This window comes from Actinomadura sp. B10D3 (assembly GCF_039871695.1).
Lineage (GTDB): Bacteria > Actinomycetota > Actinomycetes > Streptosporangiales > Streptosporangiaceae > Spirillospora > Spirillospora madurae.
Genome location: NZ_JBDPLY010000029.1, coordinates 45,332 through 60,416, shown reverse-complemented (window position 1 = coordinate 60,416; position 15,085 = coordinate 45,332). Strand labels below are relative to the sequence as shown.

15 protein-coding genes are annotated in these 15,085 nt (G+C 72.7%); 11 read left to right on the top strand and 4 right to left on the bottom strand.

The features are described 5' to 3' along the window. Positions 1-26: 26 nt before the first annotated feature. A complete protein-coding gene (locus tag ABGB11_RS33040; RefSeq protein WP_347639375.1) occupies positions 27-1,400 on the top strand; it encodes an MFS transporter in 1,374 nt (457 codons plus the stop codon). 62 nt (positions 1,401-1,462) lie between these two features. Next, positions 1,463-3,160 (top strand): LamG domain-containing protein, encoded by a 1,698-nt coding sequence (locus tag ABGB11_RS33035; RefSeq protein ID WP_347639373.1) that lies wholly within the window; start codon positions 1,463-1,465, stop codon positions 3,158-3,160. Positions 3,161-3,209: 49 nt separating this feature from the next. Here the strand turns inward: ABGB11_RS33035 and ABGB11_RS33030 are convergent, their stop codons facing one another. Further along, positions 3,210-3,797 carry an HAD family phosphatase gene (locus ABGB11_RS33030; RefSeq protein ID WP_347639371.1) on the bottom strand — a complete coding sequence of 196 codons (588 nt, stop codon included), beginning with the start codon at positions 3,795-3,797 and terminating at the stop codon, positions 3,210-3,212. Positions 3,798-3,923: 126 nt separating this feature from the next. On the opposite strand from ABGB11_RS33030, the gene ABGB11_RS33025 reads away from it, so the two are divergent. Next, positions 3,924-4,592, top strand: coding sequence for a TetR/AcrR family transcriptional regulator (locus ABGB11_RS33025; protein WP_347639369.1), 669 nt, complete (start codon positions 3,924-3,926; stop codon positions 4,590-4,592). Positions 4,593-4,879: 287 nt separating this feature from the next. Beyond that, complete coding sequence (locus ABGB11_RS33020) at positions 4,880-5,110, top strand: hypothetical protein (protein ID WP_347639367.1); 231 nt, start codon at positions 4,880-4,882, stop codon at positions 5,108-5,110. A 136-nt stretch (positions 5,111-5,246) separates the two neighbouring features. Here the strand turns inward: ABGB11_RS33020 and ABGB11_RS33015 are convergent, their stop codons facing one another. Beyond that, a complete protein-coding gene (locus ABGB11_RS33015) occupies positions 5,247-5,546 on the bottom strand; it encodes a Dabb family protein (RefSeq protein ID WP_347639366.1) in 300 nt (99 codons plus the stop codon). Between the two features lie 30 nt (positions 5,547-5,576). Further along, positions 5,577-6,032 (bottom strand): flavodoxin, encoded by a 456-nt coding sequence (locus ABGB11_RS33010; protein ID WP_347639364.1) that lies wholly within the window; start codon positions 6,030-6,032, stop codon positions 5,577-5,579. Between the two features lie 166 nt (positions 6,033-6,198). Here ABGB11_RS33010 and ABGB11_RS33005 point away from each other — a divergent pair, with 166 nt between their 5' ends. The 5 genes from ABGB11_RS33005 to ABGB11_RS32985 all read left to right on the top strand — a co-directional run bounded on the left by ABGB11_RS33005 (position 6,199) and on the right by ABGB11_RS32985 (position 11,292). After that, a complete protein-coding gene (locus ABGB11_RS33005) occupies positions 6,199-7,851 on the top strand; it encodes a phosphatidylglycerol lysyltransferase domain-containing protein (RefSeq protein WP_347639362.1) in 1,653 nt (550 codons plus the stop codon). 70 nt (positions 7,852-7,921) lie between these two features. After that, on the top strand, positions 7,922-9,088 hold the full coding sequence (locus tag ABGB11_RS33000; protein WP_347639360.1) for a serine hydrolase domain-containing protein: 1,167 nt from the start codon (positions 7,922-7,924) through the stop codon (positions 9,086-9,088). A gap of 19 nt (positions 9,089-9,107) precedes the next feature. After that, positions 9,108-9,803, top strand: coding sequence for a deoxyribonuclease V (nfi, locus tag ABGB11_RS32995; protein ID WP_347639358.1), 696 nt, complete (start codon positions 9,108-9,110; stop codon positions 9,801-9,803). Positions 9,804-9,888: 85 nt separating this feature from the next. Next, entirely contained in the window at positions 9,889-10,458 is a 570-nt protein-coding gene (locus ABGB11_RS32990; RefSeq protein ID WP_347639356.1) for a TetR/AcrR family transcriptional regulator, read from the top strand. Between the two features lie 72 nt (positions 10,459-10,530). Further along, positions 10,531-11,292, top strand: a complete 762-nt coding sequence (locus ABGB11_RS32985; RefSeq protein ID WP_347639354.1) for a glucose 1-dehydrogenase — start codon at positions 10,531-10,533, stop codon at positions 11,290-11,292. A gap of 58 nt (positions 11,293-11,350) precedes the next feature. Here the strand turns inward: ABGB11_RS32985 and ABGB11_RS32980 are convergent, their stop codons facing one another. After that, positions 11,351-12,727 (bottom strand): amidase, encoded by a 1,377-nt coding sequence (locus ABGB11_RS32980; protein ID WP_347639352.1) that lies wholly within the window; start codon positions 12,725-12,727, stop codon positions 11,351-11,353. Positions 12,728-12,799: 72 nt separating this feature from the next. Here ABGB11_RS32980 and ABGB11_RS32975 point away from each other — a divergent pair, with 72 nt between their 5' ends. Then, a complete protein-coding gene (locus tag ABGB11_RS32975) occupies positions 12,800-13,357 on the top strand; it encodes a TetR family transcriptional regulator (RefSeq protein WP_347639350.1) in 558 nt (185 codons plus the stop codon). A 1,030-nt stretch (positions 13,358-14,387) separates the two neighbouring features. Next, a complete protein-coding gene (locus ABGB11_RS32970; protein ID WP_347639348.1) occupies positions 14,388-15,083 on the top strand; it encodes an MHYT domain-containing protein in 696 nt (231 codons plus the stop codon). The last annotated feature ends 2 nt before the right edge of the window (positions 15,084-15,085 follow it).

Genomic DNA, 15,085 nt, shown 5'->3' with positions numbered 1-15,085 from the left:
TACGGCTGTATCACCAAGGAGGCCGGATGACGTCGCGGCAGCGGCTCGTGCTCGCCCTGGCCTGCGCGGCGCAGTTCATGGTCGTGCTGGACGTGTCGGTCGTGAACGTCGCGCTGCCCTCGATCCAGGCGCGCCTGGACGTCGCGCCCGCCGGCCTGCCGTGGATCGTGAACGCCTACGCGCTGCCCTTCGCGGGCCTCCTGCTGCTCGGCGGCCGCCTCGCCGACCTCTGGGGGCTCCGCCGGACCCTGGCCATCGGCCTGGCGCTGTTCACCCTCGCGAGCCTCGCCTGCGGCCTGGCGGGCTCACCGGCCGCGCTCATCGCCGCCCGCGCATGCCAGGGCGCGGGCGCGGCCGTCCTCGCGCCGGCGACGCTGACCGTCCTCACCACCGCGTTCGACGAGGACGTCCGCCCGCGCGCCCTGGCCGCCTGGACGGCGGTGGGCCTCGCGGGCGGGACGGCGGGCAACCTCGCCGGCGGCCTCCTCACCGACGCGCTGTCCTGGCGCTGGATCTTCCTGGTCAACGTCCCGGTCGGCATCCTGGCCCTGCTGCCCGCCCGGCTGCTCCCGGGCCGGACCGGCGGGCGGCGGCGCCTGGACGTCCCCGGAGCCGCCCTCGCCACGGGCGGCGTCACGGCGCTCACCTACGGCATCACCCGCGACTGGAACGCTCTCGCACTGCTCGCCGGGGCCGCCGCGCTCGCCGCGTTCGCCGTCCTGCAGACCCGGTCGGCGGCGCCGCTGATCCCGCCGCGGCTCTTCCGCGTCCGCGCGGTCGCGGCCGGGAACGCGACCATGCTGCTCGCCGGGGCCTGCCTCAACCCGATGTGGTTCTTCCTGGCGCTGTCCATGCAGAACGTCCTGCACCTCAACGCGTTCCAGACGGGGCTCGGCTTCCTCCCGCACACCCTCCTGACGATCGCGGTCGCCCTCCACGTCACGCCCAGGCTGATGAGGCGCGCGAGCGACCGCACGCTGATCACCGCCGGCGCCCTGATCGCGGCGGCCGGCTTCCTCTGGCAGAGCCGCCTCTCCCCCGGCGGCGCCTACCTGCCGGACGTCCTCGGCCCGGCGGTCCTCGTCTCCGCCGGCGGCGGCCTCCTCAACACCCCGCTGACCAACACCGTCACCTCGGGCGCTCCCGCCCGGGACGCCGGCGCCGCGTCCGGCCTGATGAACACCACCAAGCAGGCGGGCGCCGCCCTGGGCCTCGCCGCCCTGGCCGTCCTCACCGCCCACGAGGAGACCTACGACCGCGCCTTCCTGATCATGGCGGCCCTCCTTCTCGCCGCCGCCGCGACCGCCCGCGTCCTCCCCGGCCCGGCGCGGCCTTGTCACGATCGTGATCGTTCCGCGCCCGCGGAGCGCTCGGGGAAGCGCGAAGATCGCGGCACATGACTCAAGAGGGCATGAACGGCGTTCCTCCCCGCTGCGCCGCATGCCGTGTCCAGGAGGTGTGGATGCGTCCACGTCGAACCTTTCCGGCCCTGCTCACCGCGCTCGCGGTGGCGGCACCGGCGTCCATCGCGGGGAGCATGGGAGCGGCCCGGGCCGCGGACGTGCCGCCGGCGCCCACCGTCATCTCGACCGACTACCCGTCCGACGGCGCGTGGCACGGCGGCGTCGGGATCTACGGCGACTTCACGTTCGATGACCCGAGCGACCAGGCGGCACGGTACACCGTGGCCATCAGCGGGCAGCCCGGCCTGGACCTGCCCACGCAGGACGGGGCGCCGGTCACCGTGCCGATCGCCCCCCAGCGCAGCGGTCCCGTCATCCTCACGGTCCAGTCCTTCGGCCCCGCCGGGGAGAACAGCCCGACGACCTCCTACGAGTTCCGGGTCAGCGCGGGCAGCGCCCCGAAGGCGCACTGGAAACTCGACGAACCGGCCGGAGCTCAGGAGCTCGTGGCGGAGACCCGTGACGGCGAAGCGCCGGTCACCGCGCAGGTGACCGGGCAGGTCGCCCCCGGCGCCGAGGGGCAGGTCGGGACGGCGGTGCGGCTGGACGGCGGCCATGCCGACACCGCCTCGCTCGTGGACACGACCGAGAGCTTCACCCTGTCCGCCTGGGTCCGGCCGGCGGCGGGCGGCGACGCCGTCGTCGTCGCGGCGACCGGAAGGCGCAGGAACGCCTTCTCGCTCCAGTCGCGGGACGGGCACTGGGCGTTCGTCCAGACCGGTTCGGACTCCGCGGGCGCCCCGGTCACGCGGGCCGTCGCGGAGCAGCCCGTCCATCCCGGCACGTGGACGCACCTGGCCGGCTCGTACGACGCCACGCAGAAGAGGCTGCGGCTGTACGTGAACGGCGCGCTCGCCTCCGATGCGGCGGCCGGCGCCACCGCGTGGAACGCGCGGGGGCCGCTCCGGCTCGGCGCGGGCGTCCGGCCCCGCAGGCACCCCTTCCACGGCGATCTCGACGAGGTCAGGGTGCACGACCGGATCATCGTCCCGAGCGAGGCGGCGGAGCTCGTGCGGGTGCCGAAGCAGACCCGCGGGCGCTGGAAGTTCGACGTCGACGGCGCCGACGACTCCTCGTCCGTCAATGCCATGGCGCTGCGCGGCGGGGCGGTCATCGACCCGTCCGCCGGGGCCGCCTGGGTGTCCCCGGCCGGGCTGCTCCTGGACGGCACCGGCGGCTTCGCCGAGACCGCCGGCCCCGCCGTCCGCACGGACGGGAGCTTCACCCTCACCGCCTGGGTGGACACGGGGCGGCTCCCGGCGCGGGCCGCGACCCTGCTCTCGCTGCCGGGCGAGAACGTGAACCGGATGGCGCTGCGGTTCCAGCCGGGGGCCGACCCCGGCACGTACCGCTGGCAACTGGTGATGGCCGACTCCGACAGCCCGGACGCGAAGGTCACCATCGCCGAGCACACGACGGTCAGCGGGTCGTGGGACCAGCTCGCGGTCGTCTATGACGCCCCGACCCGGACGATGGCCCTGTACGTGAACGGCAATCCCGACGGGGACCGGTCGGTGAAACCGGACGTCGGCGCGTTCGCCGCCGGGGGCGCCCTCCAGGTCGGGCGGTCCGCCATCGGAGATCCCGAGTACTGGCCGGGAGCCGTCGACGACGTCTGGGCCGTGCGGGGAGCGCTGAGCCCGGAGCAGATCGTTTCCCTGCGGCCGGACCAGGACACCATCGGCGAGTTCGACTGACACCGAGCGTGCGGTGGTGCCCGCCCCGGGCGCCACCGCACGGATCGCCCTAGGCGACGAGGGTGCGGACCTGGGAGCGGGAGGTGAAGAGTTCGGCGCGCATGCCGGTGGCGCGGGCGGCGCGGACGTTGCGCTCGCTGTCGTCGAAGAAGAGCACGTCGGCGGGCGTGACGCCGAGGCGCTCGGCGCAGATCTCGTAGGCGCGCGGGTCGGGCTTGGCGACGCCGATGTCACAGGAGTAGACGCGCGCGTCGAAGCGGGCGAGCCAGCCGCCGTGCCGGGCCTCGAAGCGGGGCACCAGGTCGCCGATGATGTTGGACAGCAGCCCGAGCGTGCGGCCCTCGTCGGCCAGCTCGCCGACGAGCGCGACCATGTCGTCGTCGACCTCGGTCCAGCTGTCGAGGTCGGCCTCGTTCAGCGCCGCGACGTCGGGGAACGTGACGCCGAGCAGCCCGGCGACGTCCGCCCAGTAGGAGGCGCTCTCCTGGCCGGCGTCGTAGGCGGGGCGGCAGGCCCAGTAGGCGTCCCAGAACGCGGGGCCGGGCGCCCCGGCGAGCTCCTCGATCCGCCGCACCGCCTCGGGGGTCTGGGTGCGGGCGATCACTCCGTACAGGTCGAACACGATCACGTCGGACATGGGGCCGAGCCTATGCGGCGGGGGCGAGCGGGGTGGACGGCACCTGTAGCAAGCGCTTGCTGTCCCCCGTACGCTGGTGCGGCCGCGACACGAGCAAGCGGTAGGGCGAGACGGCATAATGAGAGGGTGACGACCACGAGCGCCAAGTCCGGACGATCGAGAACCCGCGCCTCCGGCGAGAGCGGCCAGCGCCGCCGCGGCCGGGGATCGGCGGCGCTGGCCTCGGAGCGCCGCGAGCACCTGGTGAGGCTCGCGGCCGAACTGTTCGCGGAGAAGGGCTTCCAGGCCACGACGGTCCGCAACATCGCCGAGGAGGCGGGCATCCTCTCCGGCAGCCTGTACCACCACTTCGACTCCAAGGAGTCGATCGTCGACGAGATCCTCTCCGGGTTCTTCACCGACATCATGGCGGGCTACCAGGCGGTGATCGACGAGAACCGCAACCCGCGGGACACGATCGCGGGGCTCGTCCGGGTCGCGTTCGGCACCCTGGAGCCGCACCGGGCCGCCATCACGGTCATGCAGAACGACTGGAACTACCTCCGCGGGATGGACCGGTTCGCCTACCTGATCAAGTCCGAGGACGAGGTCGAGAAGATGTGGGTGAACACGCTCCAGGCGGGCCAGGCGGAGGGGCTGTTCCGCCCCGACCTCGACCCGAAGCTCACCTACCGGATGATCCGCGACACCGTGTGGGTGGCGGTCCGCTGGTTCCGTCCCGGCGGCCGGCTGAACGCCCAGGGGCTCGCCGAGCACTACCTCAAGGTCATGTTCGACGGGATCAACCTGCACTAGCCGCGGCGCGCCCGCGTCCCGCCCCGCCGGACGCGCCGGTCGTCACCCGAGCGCGCCGTGGACCGCCGGACCGGCGTCCGGCGGCGGCTCCGCCTTCATCCCAGGTCATGCCTCCGGTGGCCCCATTCGGGCCGACCAGATACATACATTCGGCCACATCGGCGCGGTATCCCACCGTTCGGCGCCCCCAGCCTCCATAGTGTGCTTAGTCACTGTTTGCCGAGTAGGGGTGACGCTTTGGTCCCGGAGGACGCTGTTGCCGGAGAGATCTACGGGGGGAGGTCGGCATGACGACCCATCAGGGTGCCGCCGGCCAGGGCGAACCCACGCCCCCGGCCCTGCGCGCCGCCACCGTGCGCGCTCTTCAGGAGCAGTTCCCGGGTGTACGCGTCTGGTACGGCGAGGCGACGGGGTCGTGGTGGGCCATGGTGCCGCTGCGCGACGGGCCTCGACTCCTGGAGGCTCCGGCTCCCCAGCAGCTCCGCGACGACATCATGAACCTGCGGTCCCTCGGATGACGGCGGACGGGGCGGTGTGCCGCCCGCCGGAAACGGGGCGCGATCCGTCCCCGGCGGACGTCTCTGAGGAAATTAACCCGAAAACTCTTCAGACACAAGCGCTTGCTCGGTTCCACGCCCTCCCGTGCCCGCGCCGCTACGCCTCGTACTGGATGGACGCGCGCTCGACCGCGATCGGCGTGATGTACTCGTCCACCACCGCGCGGTGGACCGGGTCGTCGCGGTAGGCCAGGTAGGCGTCCCGGTCGGCGAAGTCCGCGACCACGACGAAGTCGTACGCGCCGGGGTTCACGCCCGCGTTCACCCCCACGCTGTACTCCCTGATCTCCGGAATCGCTCCGGGGAGCTCGCGCAGCCTGGCCGCGACCTCGTCCTGCTGGCCGGTCGTCGTCCCCTCGGCCCACCTGAACATCGCCACATGCCTGAAACCACTCATGATCGGCACGTTACCGGTGACTCCCCCGGTTCAAACGCCGCCGAGTTCGGCCGCCGTGATCGCGCCGAGTTCCCAGCACGCCTCCAGATCGTCCTTCCCGGGCTCGCCGAGCACCACCACGGGCGGCTGGACGGCCTTCCACTTCAGGCCCGTGGTGATGGAGTCCAGCGCCCGGAGCGCACCCGCGGCATCGCTGTTGCCGTGCAGGAACGCCCCGAACGGGCGGCGGACCGTCTCCTCCAGGCACGGGTAGTAGATCTGGTCGAAGAAGTGCTTCAACGCCCCGGACAGGTACCCGAGATTGACGGGCGAGCCGAGCAGGTAGCCGTCCGATTCGAGCACGTCCACGGCGGTCGCGGCCAGCGCCGCGCGGCTCACCACCTCCACGCCCTCGACCTCGTCGGTGGACGCGCCGGCGCGCACCGCCTCGACCATGGCCTGGACGGACGGCGACGGCGTGTGGTGCACGAGCAGCAGCCTCTTCATCGCCACGAGGCTAGCGGGGTTCCCCGCGACCCCCGCCCGGGTATGGCTTGTGAAGCCCTGACCAGCGAGTCCGGTTCCAGGCCGGCGCCGAGGGCCGTCGTCAACGTCCGAACGCGGGAATGGGTTCCAGGGGATCTTGGTTGAGGGCTCAGCGGAGGTGTCCTTCGTGCAATCAGCGAAACCCGCGGTACCGCCGTGGGCACGGCCGGTGTGGCCGCTCGCCCTCGCCGCGCTCCTGGTCTCCGTGCTCATCGCGGTGCCGGCGTTCTCGCAGTCCCCGCAGTGGCTCGGCCGGCTGTCCCGGCTGGTGACCGGCAGCCCGCTCGCCCCCGCGCACGCCATCGCCATCGGCCTCGCGCTCGCCCTGCTGGCCCGCGGCGCCCTGCTGCGCCGCCGCGCCGCCTGGTACGGCCTGGTCACGCTGGTCCTCCTCGGGCTGCTCGCGGTCCTCGCGGGCGACGACCCCCTGTGGCGGCTGCCCCTGCTCGCCGCCGTCCTCGGCGGCCTGTGGCTGGAGCGCGACCGGTTCCCGGTCCGCCCGCACCCCGAGCGCGTCCGCGCGGCCGTGCGGACCGGCGCGGTCCTGGTCGCCGCCGCCACCGCGGCGTCGCTGGTCTTCGGCGGCGTGTCGATCCGCTCGGTCGGGCACGTCGCGACCGGGCTCGGCGCCACCGGCGGGCCCACCGACGGCGCGTCCTGGCTGCCGGGCGTGCTCGGCCTCGCCGGCGCCGCCGGGCTCCTCGTGCTGATCAACACCCTGCTCGCGCCCGACCCCGCGCCGCCGCCCGGCGACGAGGCGGAGCGCCGGCGCGTCGCCGGGCTCGTCGCCCACCCGGGCTCGGACACCCTCGCCCCGTTCGCCCTGCGCCGCGACAAGGCGTACGTGTTCAGCGCGGACGGCCGCGCCGCGATCGGCTACCGCGTCCTGTTCGGCATGGCGGTCGCGGGCGGCGACCCGGTCGGCGACCCCGCCTCCTACCCCGCCGCCGTCCGCGCGTTCCGCGCGATGTGCCGGACGACCGGCTGGCGCCCGGCCGTGCTCGGCGCGAGCGACGGCCTGCTCGCGGCCTGGGGGCCGGGCCGGGCGATCGGGTACGGCGACGAGGTCGTCCTCCGCCCCGACGAGTTCTCCCTGTCCGGGCGGCAGATGCGCAACGTCCGGCAGGCCGTGAAGCGCACCGGGAACGCGGGCGTCACCTCCGAGATCGTCCTGGAACGCGACCTGGACCCCGTGCTCCGCGCGAAGCTGCTGGACGTCGCGTCCCGCTCCCTGGGCGGCGCCGCCGAGCGCGGCTTCTCCATGAACCTCGACGAGCTGCTGACCGGCTACCACCCGGGCGCGGTCGTCGCCATCGCCTACGACCAGGACAAGGAGCCCATCGCCTTCCAGCGGTACGTCTCCGCGGGCCAGGGCATCAGCCTGGACGCGATGCGCCGCGCGCCCGGAGGGCCGAACGGCGTCAACGAACGGCTCATCGTCGAGATGGTCCGGTACGCGGGCGAGCGGGGCCACGGGGTCGTGTCGCTGAACTTCGCCGCGTTCCGCGAGCTGCTGGACGCCGACGAGCGGACCCTGCCGGAGAAGGCGGGCTACCGGGCCCTGCACCTCCTCGACCCGTGGATCGCGGTCGAGTCGCTGTACCTGTTCGACAGGAAGTTCAGGCCGTCCTACCGGCCGCGCAACGTCGTCTTCCGGTCCTGGCTCGACCTCGCGTGGCTGGCCGCCGCCCTGCTCACGCTGGAGTTCGGGCGGACGCGCCCCGCGCAGCGCGCCGCGGACCCGGTCACCGAGCCCGTCCACCATCTCGGCCGCTTCTAGCGCGCCACCCGGCACGGCGGGCGATCCTAGAACGTGATTCCATAGAGCTCCCCGGTGAGAGGATCGCGCCATGAGCACGGTGCAGGGTCACTGCGACCCGGCGTTCGCCGGCGTCCGCGAGGTGTTCGAGCAGAACTTCGCCGAGGGGCGCGAGCTGGGCGCCGCCGTCGCCGTCTACGCGGGCGACCGCAAGGTCGTCGACCTGTGGGGCGGCGTCGCCGACCGCCGCACCGGACGCGAATGGCTGCCCGGCACCCCCTGCTTCGGCTTCTCCTGCACCAAGGCGGTGACGGCCGCCGCGGCGCTGCTGCTCGCCGAGCGCGGCGCCTACGAGGTCGACGGCCCGGTGACCGCCTGGTGGCCGGAGTTCGGCGCCGAGGGCAAGGACGGCGCGACCGCGGCCCACCTGCTGTCGCACCAGGCCGGGCTGCCCGCGTTCGCGCGTCCCGTGACGGCGGAGGAGGCGGCCGACGCCCCGGCGCTCGCGTCCGAGCTGGCCGCGCAGAAGCCCGAGTGGACGCCGGGCGAGGCCCACGGCTACCACGCGCTGACCTACGGGTGGCTGGCCGGGGAGATCGTCCGGCGGCTGTCCGGCCGGACGGTCGGCGCCTTCGTCCAGGACGAGTTCGCCCGCGGCCTCGACCTGTGGATCGGGGCGCCCGAGGACGTGATCGAGCGGGCCGCGAAGCTGTCGGCGGGACGGCGCCGCGGCGGCGGCACCGACGCCCCCCGGCCCGGCGCGCCCGACGTCCTCAAGCGGCTCGCCGAGGCCTACCTCGACCCGCAGAGCCTGATGAACCGGTCGCTGAACAACCCGCACCCGGGCAAGGGCGGCTACAACAACCCGGTCGTGCTGCGGGCCGGCTGGCCGTCCGCCGGGATGATCGCCACCGCGCCCGGGCTCGCCGGCTTCTACCGCGACCTCGTGGCGGGCCGGATCCTGCGCCCGGACACGCTGCGGGACGCCCTGCGCCCGCGCGTCGCCGGCGCCGACCGGACACTGCTCGTGGACAGCTCGTTCGGCCTGGGCTTCATGCGTCCCTCGCAGACGTTCTACACGCCCAAGGCGGGGCGCGAGTCGGCTTTCGGCCACACCGGCGCGGGCGGCTCGATCGGCCTCGGCGACCCCGAGGCCGGGCTCGCGCTCGCCTACCTGCCCAACCTGATGGGCGACCAGGCGTCCGGCGACCTGCGCGCCTTCCGGCTGACGCAGGCCGCGTACGCGTCGCTGTCCTGACCGCCGGTAGCGTCCCCGCATGGACGTACGCGATCTGCACCCCTGGCCGCCCACGCCGCAGGAGGCCGAGGCGATCCAGGACCGGTTGCGCCCGCTGCTCGACCTGGACGTCCCGGGCCCGGCCGCGCCGCGCACCGTCGCGGGCGTCGACGTCTCCTACGCGGGCGACGGCGGCGGTGCCGGCGACCGCGTGGCCGCCGCCGCGGTCGTCCTCGACGCGGCGACCCTGGAGGTCGTGGAGGAGTCGGTCGCCGTCGGCACGGCCGCGTTCCCGTACGTCCCGGGACTGTTCGCGTTCCGGGAGCTGCCCACGCTGCTGCGCGCCCTCCGCGCGCTCACGACGACACCCGACCTGCTGGTGTGCGACGGGTTCGGGATCGCGCACCCGCGGCGGTTCGGGCTGGCCTGCCACCTCGGCGTCCTGACCGGCCTGCCGTCCATCGGCGTCGGCAAGACGGCGTTCGTCGGCACCTACGACCCGCCCGGCCCGCGGCGCGGCGACGCGAGCCCGCTGCTCGACGGGGGCGAGGTCGTCGGGCGGGTGCTGCGGACGCGCGACGGCGTGAAACCGGTGTTCGTGTCCGTCGGGCACCGCACCGATCTCGACACCGCGTGCCGGGCCGTCCTCGCCCTCGCGCCCGAGTACCGCCTCCCGGAGACGACGCGGCGCGCCGACCGGCTGTCGCGCGAGGCACTGGCCGCGCCGTCCGGGTAGCGCTCTCCCCTGGGAGATGGCAGGCTCGTCCAGTAAGCAGGCGTGGACCACCCCAGGTCACGCGCTATATCGCTGGACGGTGCCCATGGACACCCGCCCGATGCGGGCCGACGCCCGCCGGAACTACGAGCGACTCATCACGACGGCCCGCGTCGCGTTCATGGAGCACGGCACGGGGGCGTCCCTCGACGACATCGCCAAGCGCGCGGGTGTCGGCTCGGGCACGCTCTACCGGCACTTCCCCACCCGCGACGCGCTGCTGCACGCCGTCCTGCGGGAGCGGATCGACGGACTCCTCGCGCGCGCCGAGGAGCTGCTCGCCGAGCCCGATCCGGACGCCGCGCTCTGCCTGTGGCTGCGCACCTACCTGTCGGGCGCGGCCACCCCGCGCGGCACCTCCACCGTGATCATCGAGGCGATGTCGGCGGAGTGGGCCGACACCGGGCTCGGCGCCGCCGCGGCGGCGATCTGCGAGGCGCTCGGCCGGCTCCTCGACCGCGCGCAGCGCGCGGGGGCGATCCGCGCCGACATCGACCCGGGCGACCTGCTGCGGCTCACCAACGCGATCGGCGTCGCGTCCGAGCGAACGCCCGACCGCGAGGCGTACGCGGCCCGGATGCTCGCGCTCCTTTTCGACGGCCTGCGCACGGCGTAGGACCCCCGCCTTGTTCCGTTGACCAAGCGTTCGCTAGGTTTTATCCGACGGCAGCGGCGACGAGGAGCGTTGATGGGGCAGCTTGACGGCAAGGTGGCACTGATCACCGGCGGCGCGCGCGGCATGGGCAAGGCGCACGTCCGCCGGTTCCTGGACGAGGGCGCCAAGGTCGTGTTCGGCGACGTCCTGGAGGAGGAGGGCGCGAAGCTCGCCGCCGACCTCGGGGACGACGTCCGGTTCGTCCGGATGGACGTGTCCAAGCAGGGGGACTGGGAGCGTGCCGCCGACATCGCGACCAGTACGTTCGGGGCCCTGAACGTCCTGGTCAACAATGCCGGGATCCTCCGGCACAAGACCATCGAGGACATGACGCTCGACGAGTTCCGCACGATCCTGGACGTGAACCTCGTCGGCCAGTGGCTCGGCGTCAAGACCGTCACCGCCCCGATGCGCGAGGCGGGCGGCGGCTCCATCGTCAACGTGTCGTCGACCGAGGGCTTCATCGGCGCCGCCGGCCTCGCCGCCTACAGCGCGAGCAAGTTCGGCGTCCGCGGCCTGACGAAGTCCGCCGCGCGCGAGCTCGGGCGGTACGGGATCCGGGTGAACTCCATCCACCCCGGCGCCGTCCTGACGCCCCTGACCATGCAGGACGACATCGTCTCGGCCACCGCCGACAACGCGGACGCGTTCATGAAGGCCCTCCCCCTCGGCCGGATGGGCAAGTCGCAGGAGGTCTCCGGGCTGATCGTCTACCTGGCCTCGGACGACTCGTCCTACTGCACGGGCAGCGAGGTCCTCGTCGACGGCGGCATGCTGACCGGCGCCGGGTACTGAAGCGCGACGGGCCGCCGGTACCGGCTCGGACCCCCGCACCGGCGGCCCGTCGCGTGCTCTAGGGGCGCAGGGCCGTCCATCCCTCGACGGCCTCCAGCTGCGCGGCGAGCGAGATGAGCGTGGCCTCGTCGGAGTCATGCCCGAGGAGCTGGGCGCCGATGGGCAGCCCGGCCTTGGTGAACCCCGCCGGCACGTTCACCCCCGGCCAGCCGATGACGTTCCACGTCCACGCATAGGGGCACGCCGCCGCGACGCCCGACTGCGTCTTCTGGTACCCCATCCCGTCGAACGCCCCCACCTTCAGGGGCGGCTGCGCGGTGGTGGGCGTCAGGACGACATCGGCGACCTGGAAGATGCGGCCGATCCTCCTGCGCAGATACGGGTCCATCCTCTTCGCGAGAGGCAGCAGCCGCTTCCCGACCAGCCGGCCCATGCGGGCCTCCACCTCGGTCCTGTGCTCCGGCCTCGGGTTCGGCATCGAGTCCAGCCAGTCGGCGACACCGGACGTCCCCCGCGGGACGAGCCCGAGCGCCACGGGCCCGTAGTCGGGGTCGGCGGGGAACACCTTGTGCCCGAGATCGGCCAGCCTCCGCGCGAGCCGCTCCACCGCCGCGCGGATCTCCGGGTCGAGCCAGCCGCTGACGCCGAAGGCCGTCCGGAACGACACCGCGATCCGCAGCCGCCGCGGCTCGCGCCTCGCGGCCTCGGCGAACGGGGTCAGCGGCGGGTCGACCTGGTACACATCGTCGGGATGGCTCCCGCTGAGCACGTCGAGCAGCAGGGCCGCGTCCCCGACGCTCCGCGCGATCGGGCCCCACACCGTGATCCCGTTGAACGGGTCGGTCTGCGGGTATCCGGAGACCCGTCCCCGCTGCGGCTTGATGCCGACCAGCCCCGTCCACGCCGCCGGGATGCGGATCGACCCGGCCCCGTCCGATCCCACGGCCCCCGCGACCATGCCGGCGGCGACGGCGGCCGCCGACCCGCCCGACGAACCGCCCGGCGTGTACTCCGGATTCCACGGGTTCCTCGCGACGCCGTACCCGGGCGACTCGCTGAACGGCCAGAGCCCGATCTCGCACGTCGTCGTCTTCCCCACGATCACGGCGCCGGCCGCCCGCAGCTTGCGGACGACCTCCCCGTCCTCCACCGCCGGCCGGTGGTCCCCCATCACCGCGAACGGCGTGGTCTCGCCGGCCAGATCCGTGTCGTCCTTGATGGCGACGGGCACCCCGAGCAGCGGCAGCCGCTCCCCCTCCGCCAGCCGCTTGTCGGCCTCCAGCGCCTCCTGCCCCGCCGCCTCGCTGCGCACCACCCGGAAGGCCCCGAGCGACTCCTGCCGCCCGATGACCTCCAGGCTCTCCTCGACCAGCTCACTGGAGGAGATCTCGCCCCTCGCCAGCGCCTCCGCCTGCCCGGCCAGCCCCAGCTCCACCCACGCCTCCCGGTATCGTTCGTTCGAACGAACGATACGTAAGATGCCCGTTCTAGGGAAGACTGTGCAGCGATGAGCGCCCGCGATCAGATTCTCCAAGCCGCCCTCCGCCTCATCGGCGAGCAGGGCATCGGCGCCGTGACCAACCGGGCCGTCGCCCGCGCGGCCGGCGTCTCCCTCGGCTCCCTGACCTACCACTTCCCCAACCAGGAGGACCTGCTCCGCGAGGCCCTGCACACCTTCGTGGACGCCGAGATAGCCCGCATCACCGCCTACGTCACATCCCTCGCAGAATCGGGCATCGCCCCCATCGAGGCGGCCGACCAGGTCGAGAAGGCCGTCGTCGACTTCGCCTACGGCCCCGAGCAGATCGCGAATCTGGAACTCCACCTGCACTCGGCCCGCGACCCCGCCCTGCGCGCGACCTCCGCCCGCTCCGTCGAGGCCTACGACCGGCTGGCCGCCGCGATCCTCGACGCCCTCGGCATCCCGGACGCCGAACGCCACGCCCCCGCGATCGTCGCGATGCTCTACGGCCTGGCCGTCCGCCGCCTGGCCACCGGCGACACCGCCGCCACCGGCACCGCCGACGCCTTCCGGCTCCTCCTCCTCGGCGCCCTGCCCCGCTGAGAAAAGCTTCTGGCCCGCACGGCCCAAGAGCGGGAAGAACAAGGCCGTGCAGGCCAGAAACCTGTCTCAATCAGGAACCTCAGTCGGAACCTCAGCCGACGTTCGCTCTGCTCTCCGCCTGTGCACCTCCGCCGTGTCTCCGATGTGACGCCTGCAACGCTAAGCCGCCAGAACCCCCAACAGGGGCCCCTTAAGGCTCCTTTAGGGAACCGCTGAGCCACCCTTATTCAGACCCCCTCCGAAGCCGTCCGGGGACGTCGACGAGAGAGCCACCCACCTGCGAGAACCAGGGAGGAGGGGATCTCCATGACCCTCGAAATCACCGAAACAACAATGACCGCGACGGTAAGTAACGGGGCCATCGGCGCCTACCCCACGGCACGCCTCGTCCCGTTCACGGTGGGCGGCCCGATCTAGCCCCAGTCCGTAGTGACCCCGGACTGGGCCGGCAGCACCCTCACGCCGCCGTCCGACTCCGAGCCGCCACCTCATGCCACCCGGGTAATGGACCAGAGAAAGTCTCGACAACCCTGGTCTACTGAGAATCCAATTCGCGTCCGGACGCCCGGCGGGTGAGATCTTTGTCATGAACATAAAAATGGTGGACCATACGCAACCAAAACGCCTGCCCAGCAAAGGCTGACGCCGGATCTGACTACACAGCGTGCATGGCGAAGCGCGCTGAGATGATCTTGTCATCACCGGTGAAGTCCTGTTTACTTGGGCCGCTTCCCCGGCCGGAGGGTCAACACATTCTCGGTGCGGTGCAGCAGAGATCTTGAATCGCTACCCAACGTGATCGGTCACCTTTTTTCAGTTGACCGTTCTCGTCGCATTACTCATCACAGGATGAGGGTTTGGAGTCGTCTTGGGCCACATGGAAATGGGAACGGGAATGGGGCATTGGACCTACGCCCCGCTGCTGAGCTATCTGGTGTCATGTCTCGGCTGCGGCCTCGGCCTGGTATGCACGAGCCGGGCATGGGTGGGCACCCGCTCCGTTCGCACCCTGTGGCTGGCATGGTCGGCGGTGTCGATCGGCGGCACCGGAATCTGGGCCATGCACTTCACCGCGATGGTGGGCACCACCATCGCGGGCTCGACGGTGACCTGGAACGTTCCGCGTACGGTGCTGAGCCTGCTGATCGCGGTCGTGATCGTCGCGGTCGGCATGTTCCTGGTCGGCTACAGCAGGCCCGGGCTGCCGGCGCTGCTGGTGGCCGGCCTCGTGACCGGCGCCGGCATCGCGGTCATGCACTACACCGGCATGTCGGCGATGCAGGTGCAGGGGTCGATCCACTACGACATGCGCATCGTCGCACTGTCAGTGGTGATCGCCGTCGTCGCGGCCACCGCCGCCCTGTGGGTGATCCGCGACGTCCGCAACAGGCTGGCGATGGCCGGAGCGATCCCGATCATGGCAACGGCGGTCAGCGGTATGCACTACACCGGCATGGCGGCCGCCGGCTTCACGATGGACACCGCCGCACCGGAACCGCACGGCGCGGGGGTGCTCTCCCTGACCTGGCCGCTGATCATCTGGATCGGCGGCTGCCCCGTCATCACCTTGATGCTCATCGCGCTGGCGCCGACCGGCGAGGAAATCCTCGAAGACAAGCACTACGAAGAAGTCGTTCACCAGCTCAAAGAACGACGCCAAGCAGTCCCGGACGCAGCCCAGGCCACCCATCTCCGCCCTGGCCCCCCATACGGCACCAAGCGCTGAAC

What these genes read in the sequence shown, in the direction of transcription:
- ABGB11_RS33040 (WP_347639375.1), top strand. Translation starts at nt 27, where the DNA reads ATGACGTCGCGGCAGCGGCTCGTGCTCGCCCTGGCCTGCGCGGCGCAG.
- ABGB11_RS33035 (WP_347639373.1), top strand. Translation starts at nt 1,463, where the DNA reads ATGCGTCCACGTCGAACCTTTCCGGCCCTGCTCACCGCGCTCGCGGTG.
- ABGB11_RS33030 (WP_347639371.1), bottom strand. Translation starts at nt 3,797, where the DNA reads ATGTCCGACGTGATCGTGTTCGACCTGTACGGAGTGATCGCCCGCACC.
- ABGB11_RS33020 (WP_347639367.1), top strand. Translation starts at nt 4,880, where the DNA reads ATGACGACCCATCAGGGTGCCGCCGGCCAGGGCGAACCCACGCCCCCG.
- ABGB11_RS33015 (WP_347639366.1), bottom strand. Translation starts at nt 5,546, where the DNA reads ATGAGTGGTTTCAGGCATGTGGCGATGTTCAGGTGGGCCGAGGGGACG.
- ABGB11_RS33010 (WP_347639364.1), bottom strand. Translation starts at nt 6,032, where the DNA reads ATGAAGAGGCTGCTGCTCGTGCACCACACGCCGTCGCCGTCCGTCCAG.
- ABGB11_RS33000 (WP_347639360.1), top strand. Translation starts at nt 7,922, where the DNA reads ATGAGCACGGTGCAGGGTCACTGCGACCCGGCGTTCGCCGGCGTCCGC.
- nfi (WP_347639358.1), top strand. Translation starts at nt 9,108, where the DNA reads ATGGACGTACGCGATCTGCACCCCTGGCCGCCCACGCCGCAGGAGGCC.
- ABGB11_RS32990 (WP_347639356.1), top strand. Translation starts at nt 9,889, where the DNA reads ATGGACACCCGCCCGATGCGGGCCGACGCCCGCCGGAACTACGAGCGA.
- ABGB11_RS32985 (WP_347639354.1), top strand. Translation starts at nt 10,531, where the DNA reads ATGGGGCAGCTTGACGGCAAGGTGGCACTGATCACCGGCGGCGCGCGC.
- ABGB11_RS32975 (WP_347639350.1), top strand. Translation starts at nt 12,800, where the DNA reads ATGAGCGCCCGCGATCAGATTCTCCAAGCCGCCCTCCGCCTCATCGGC.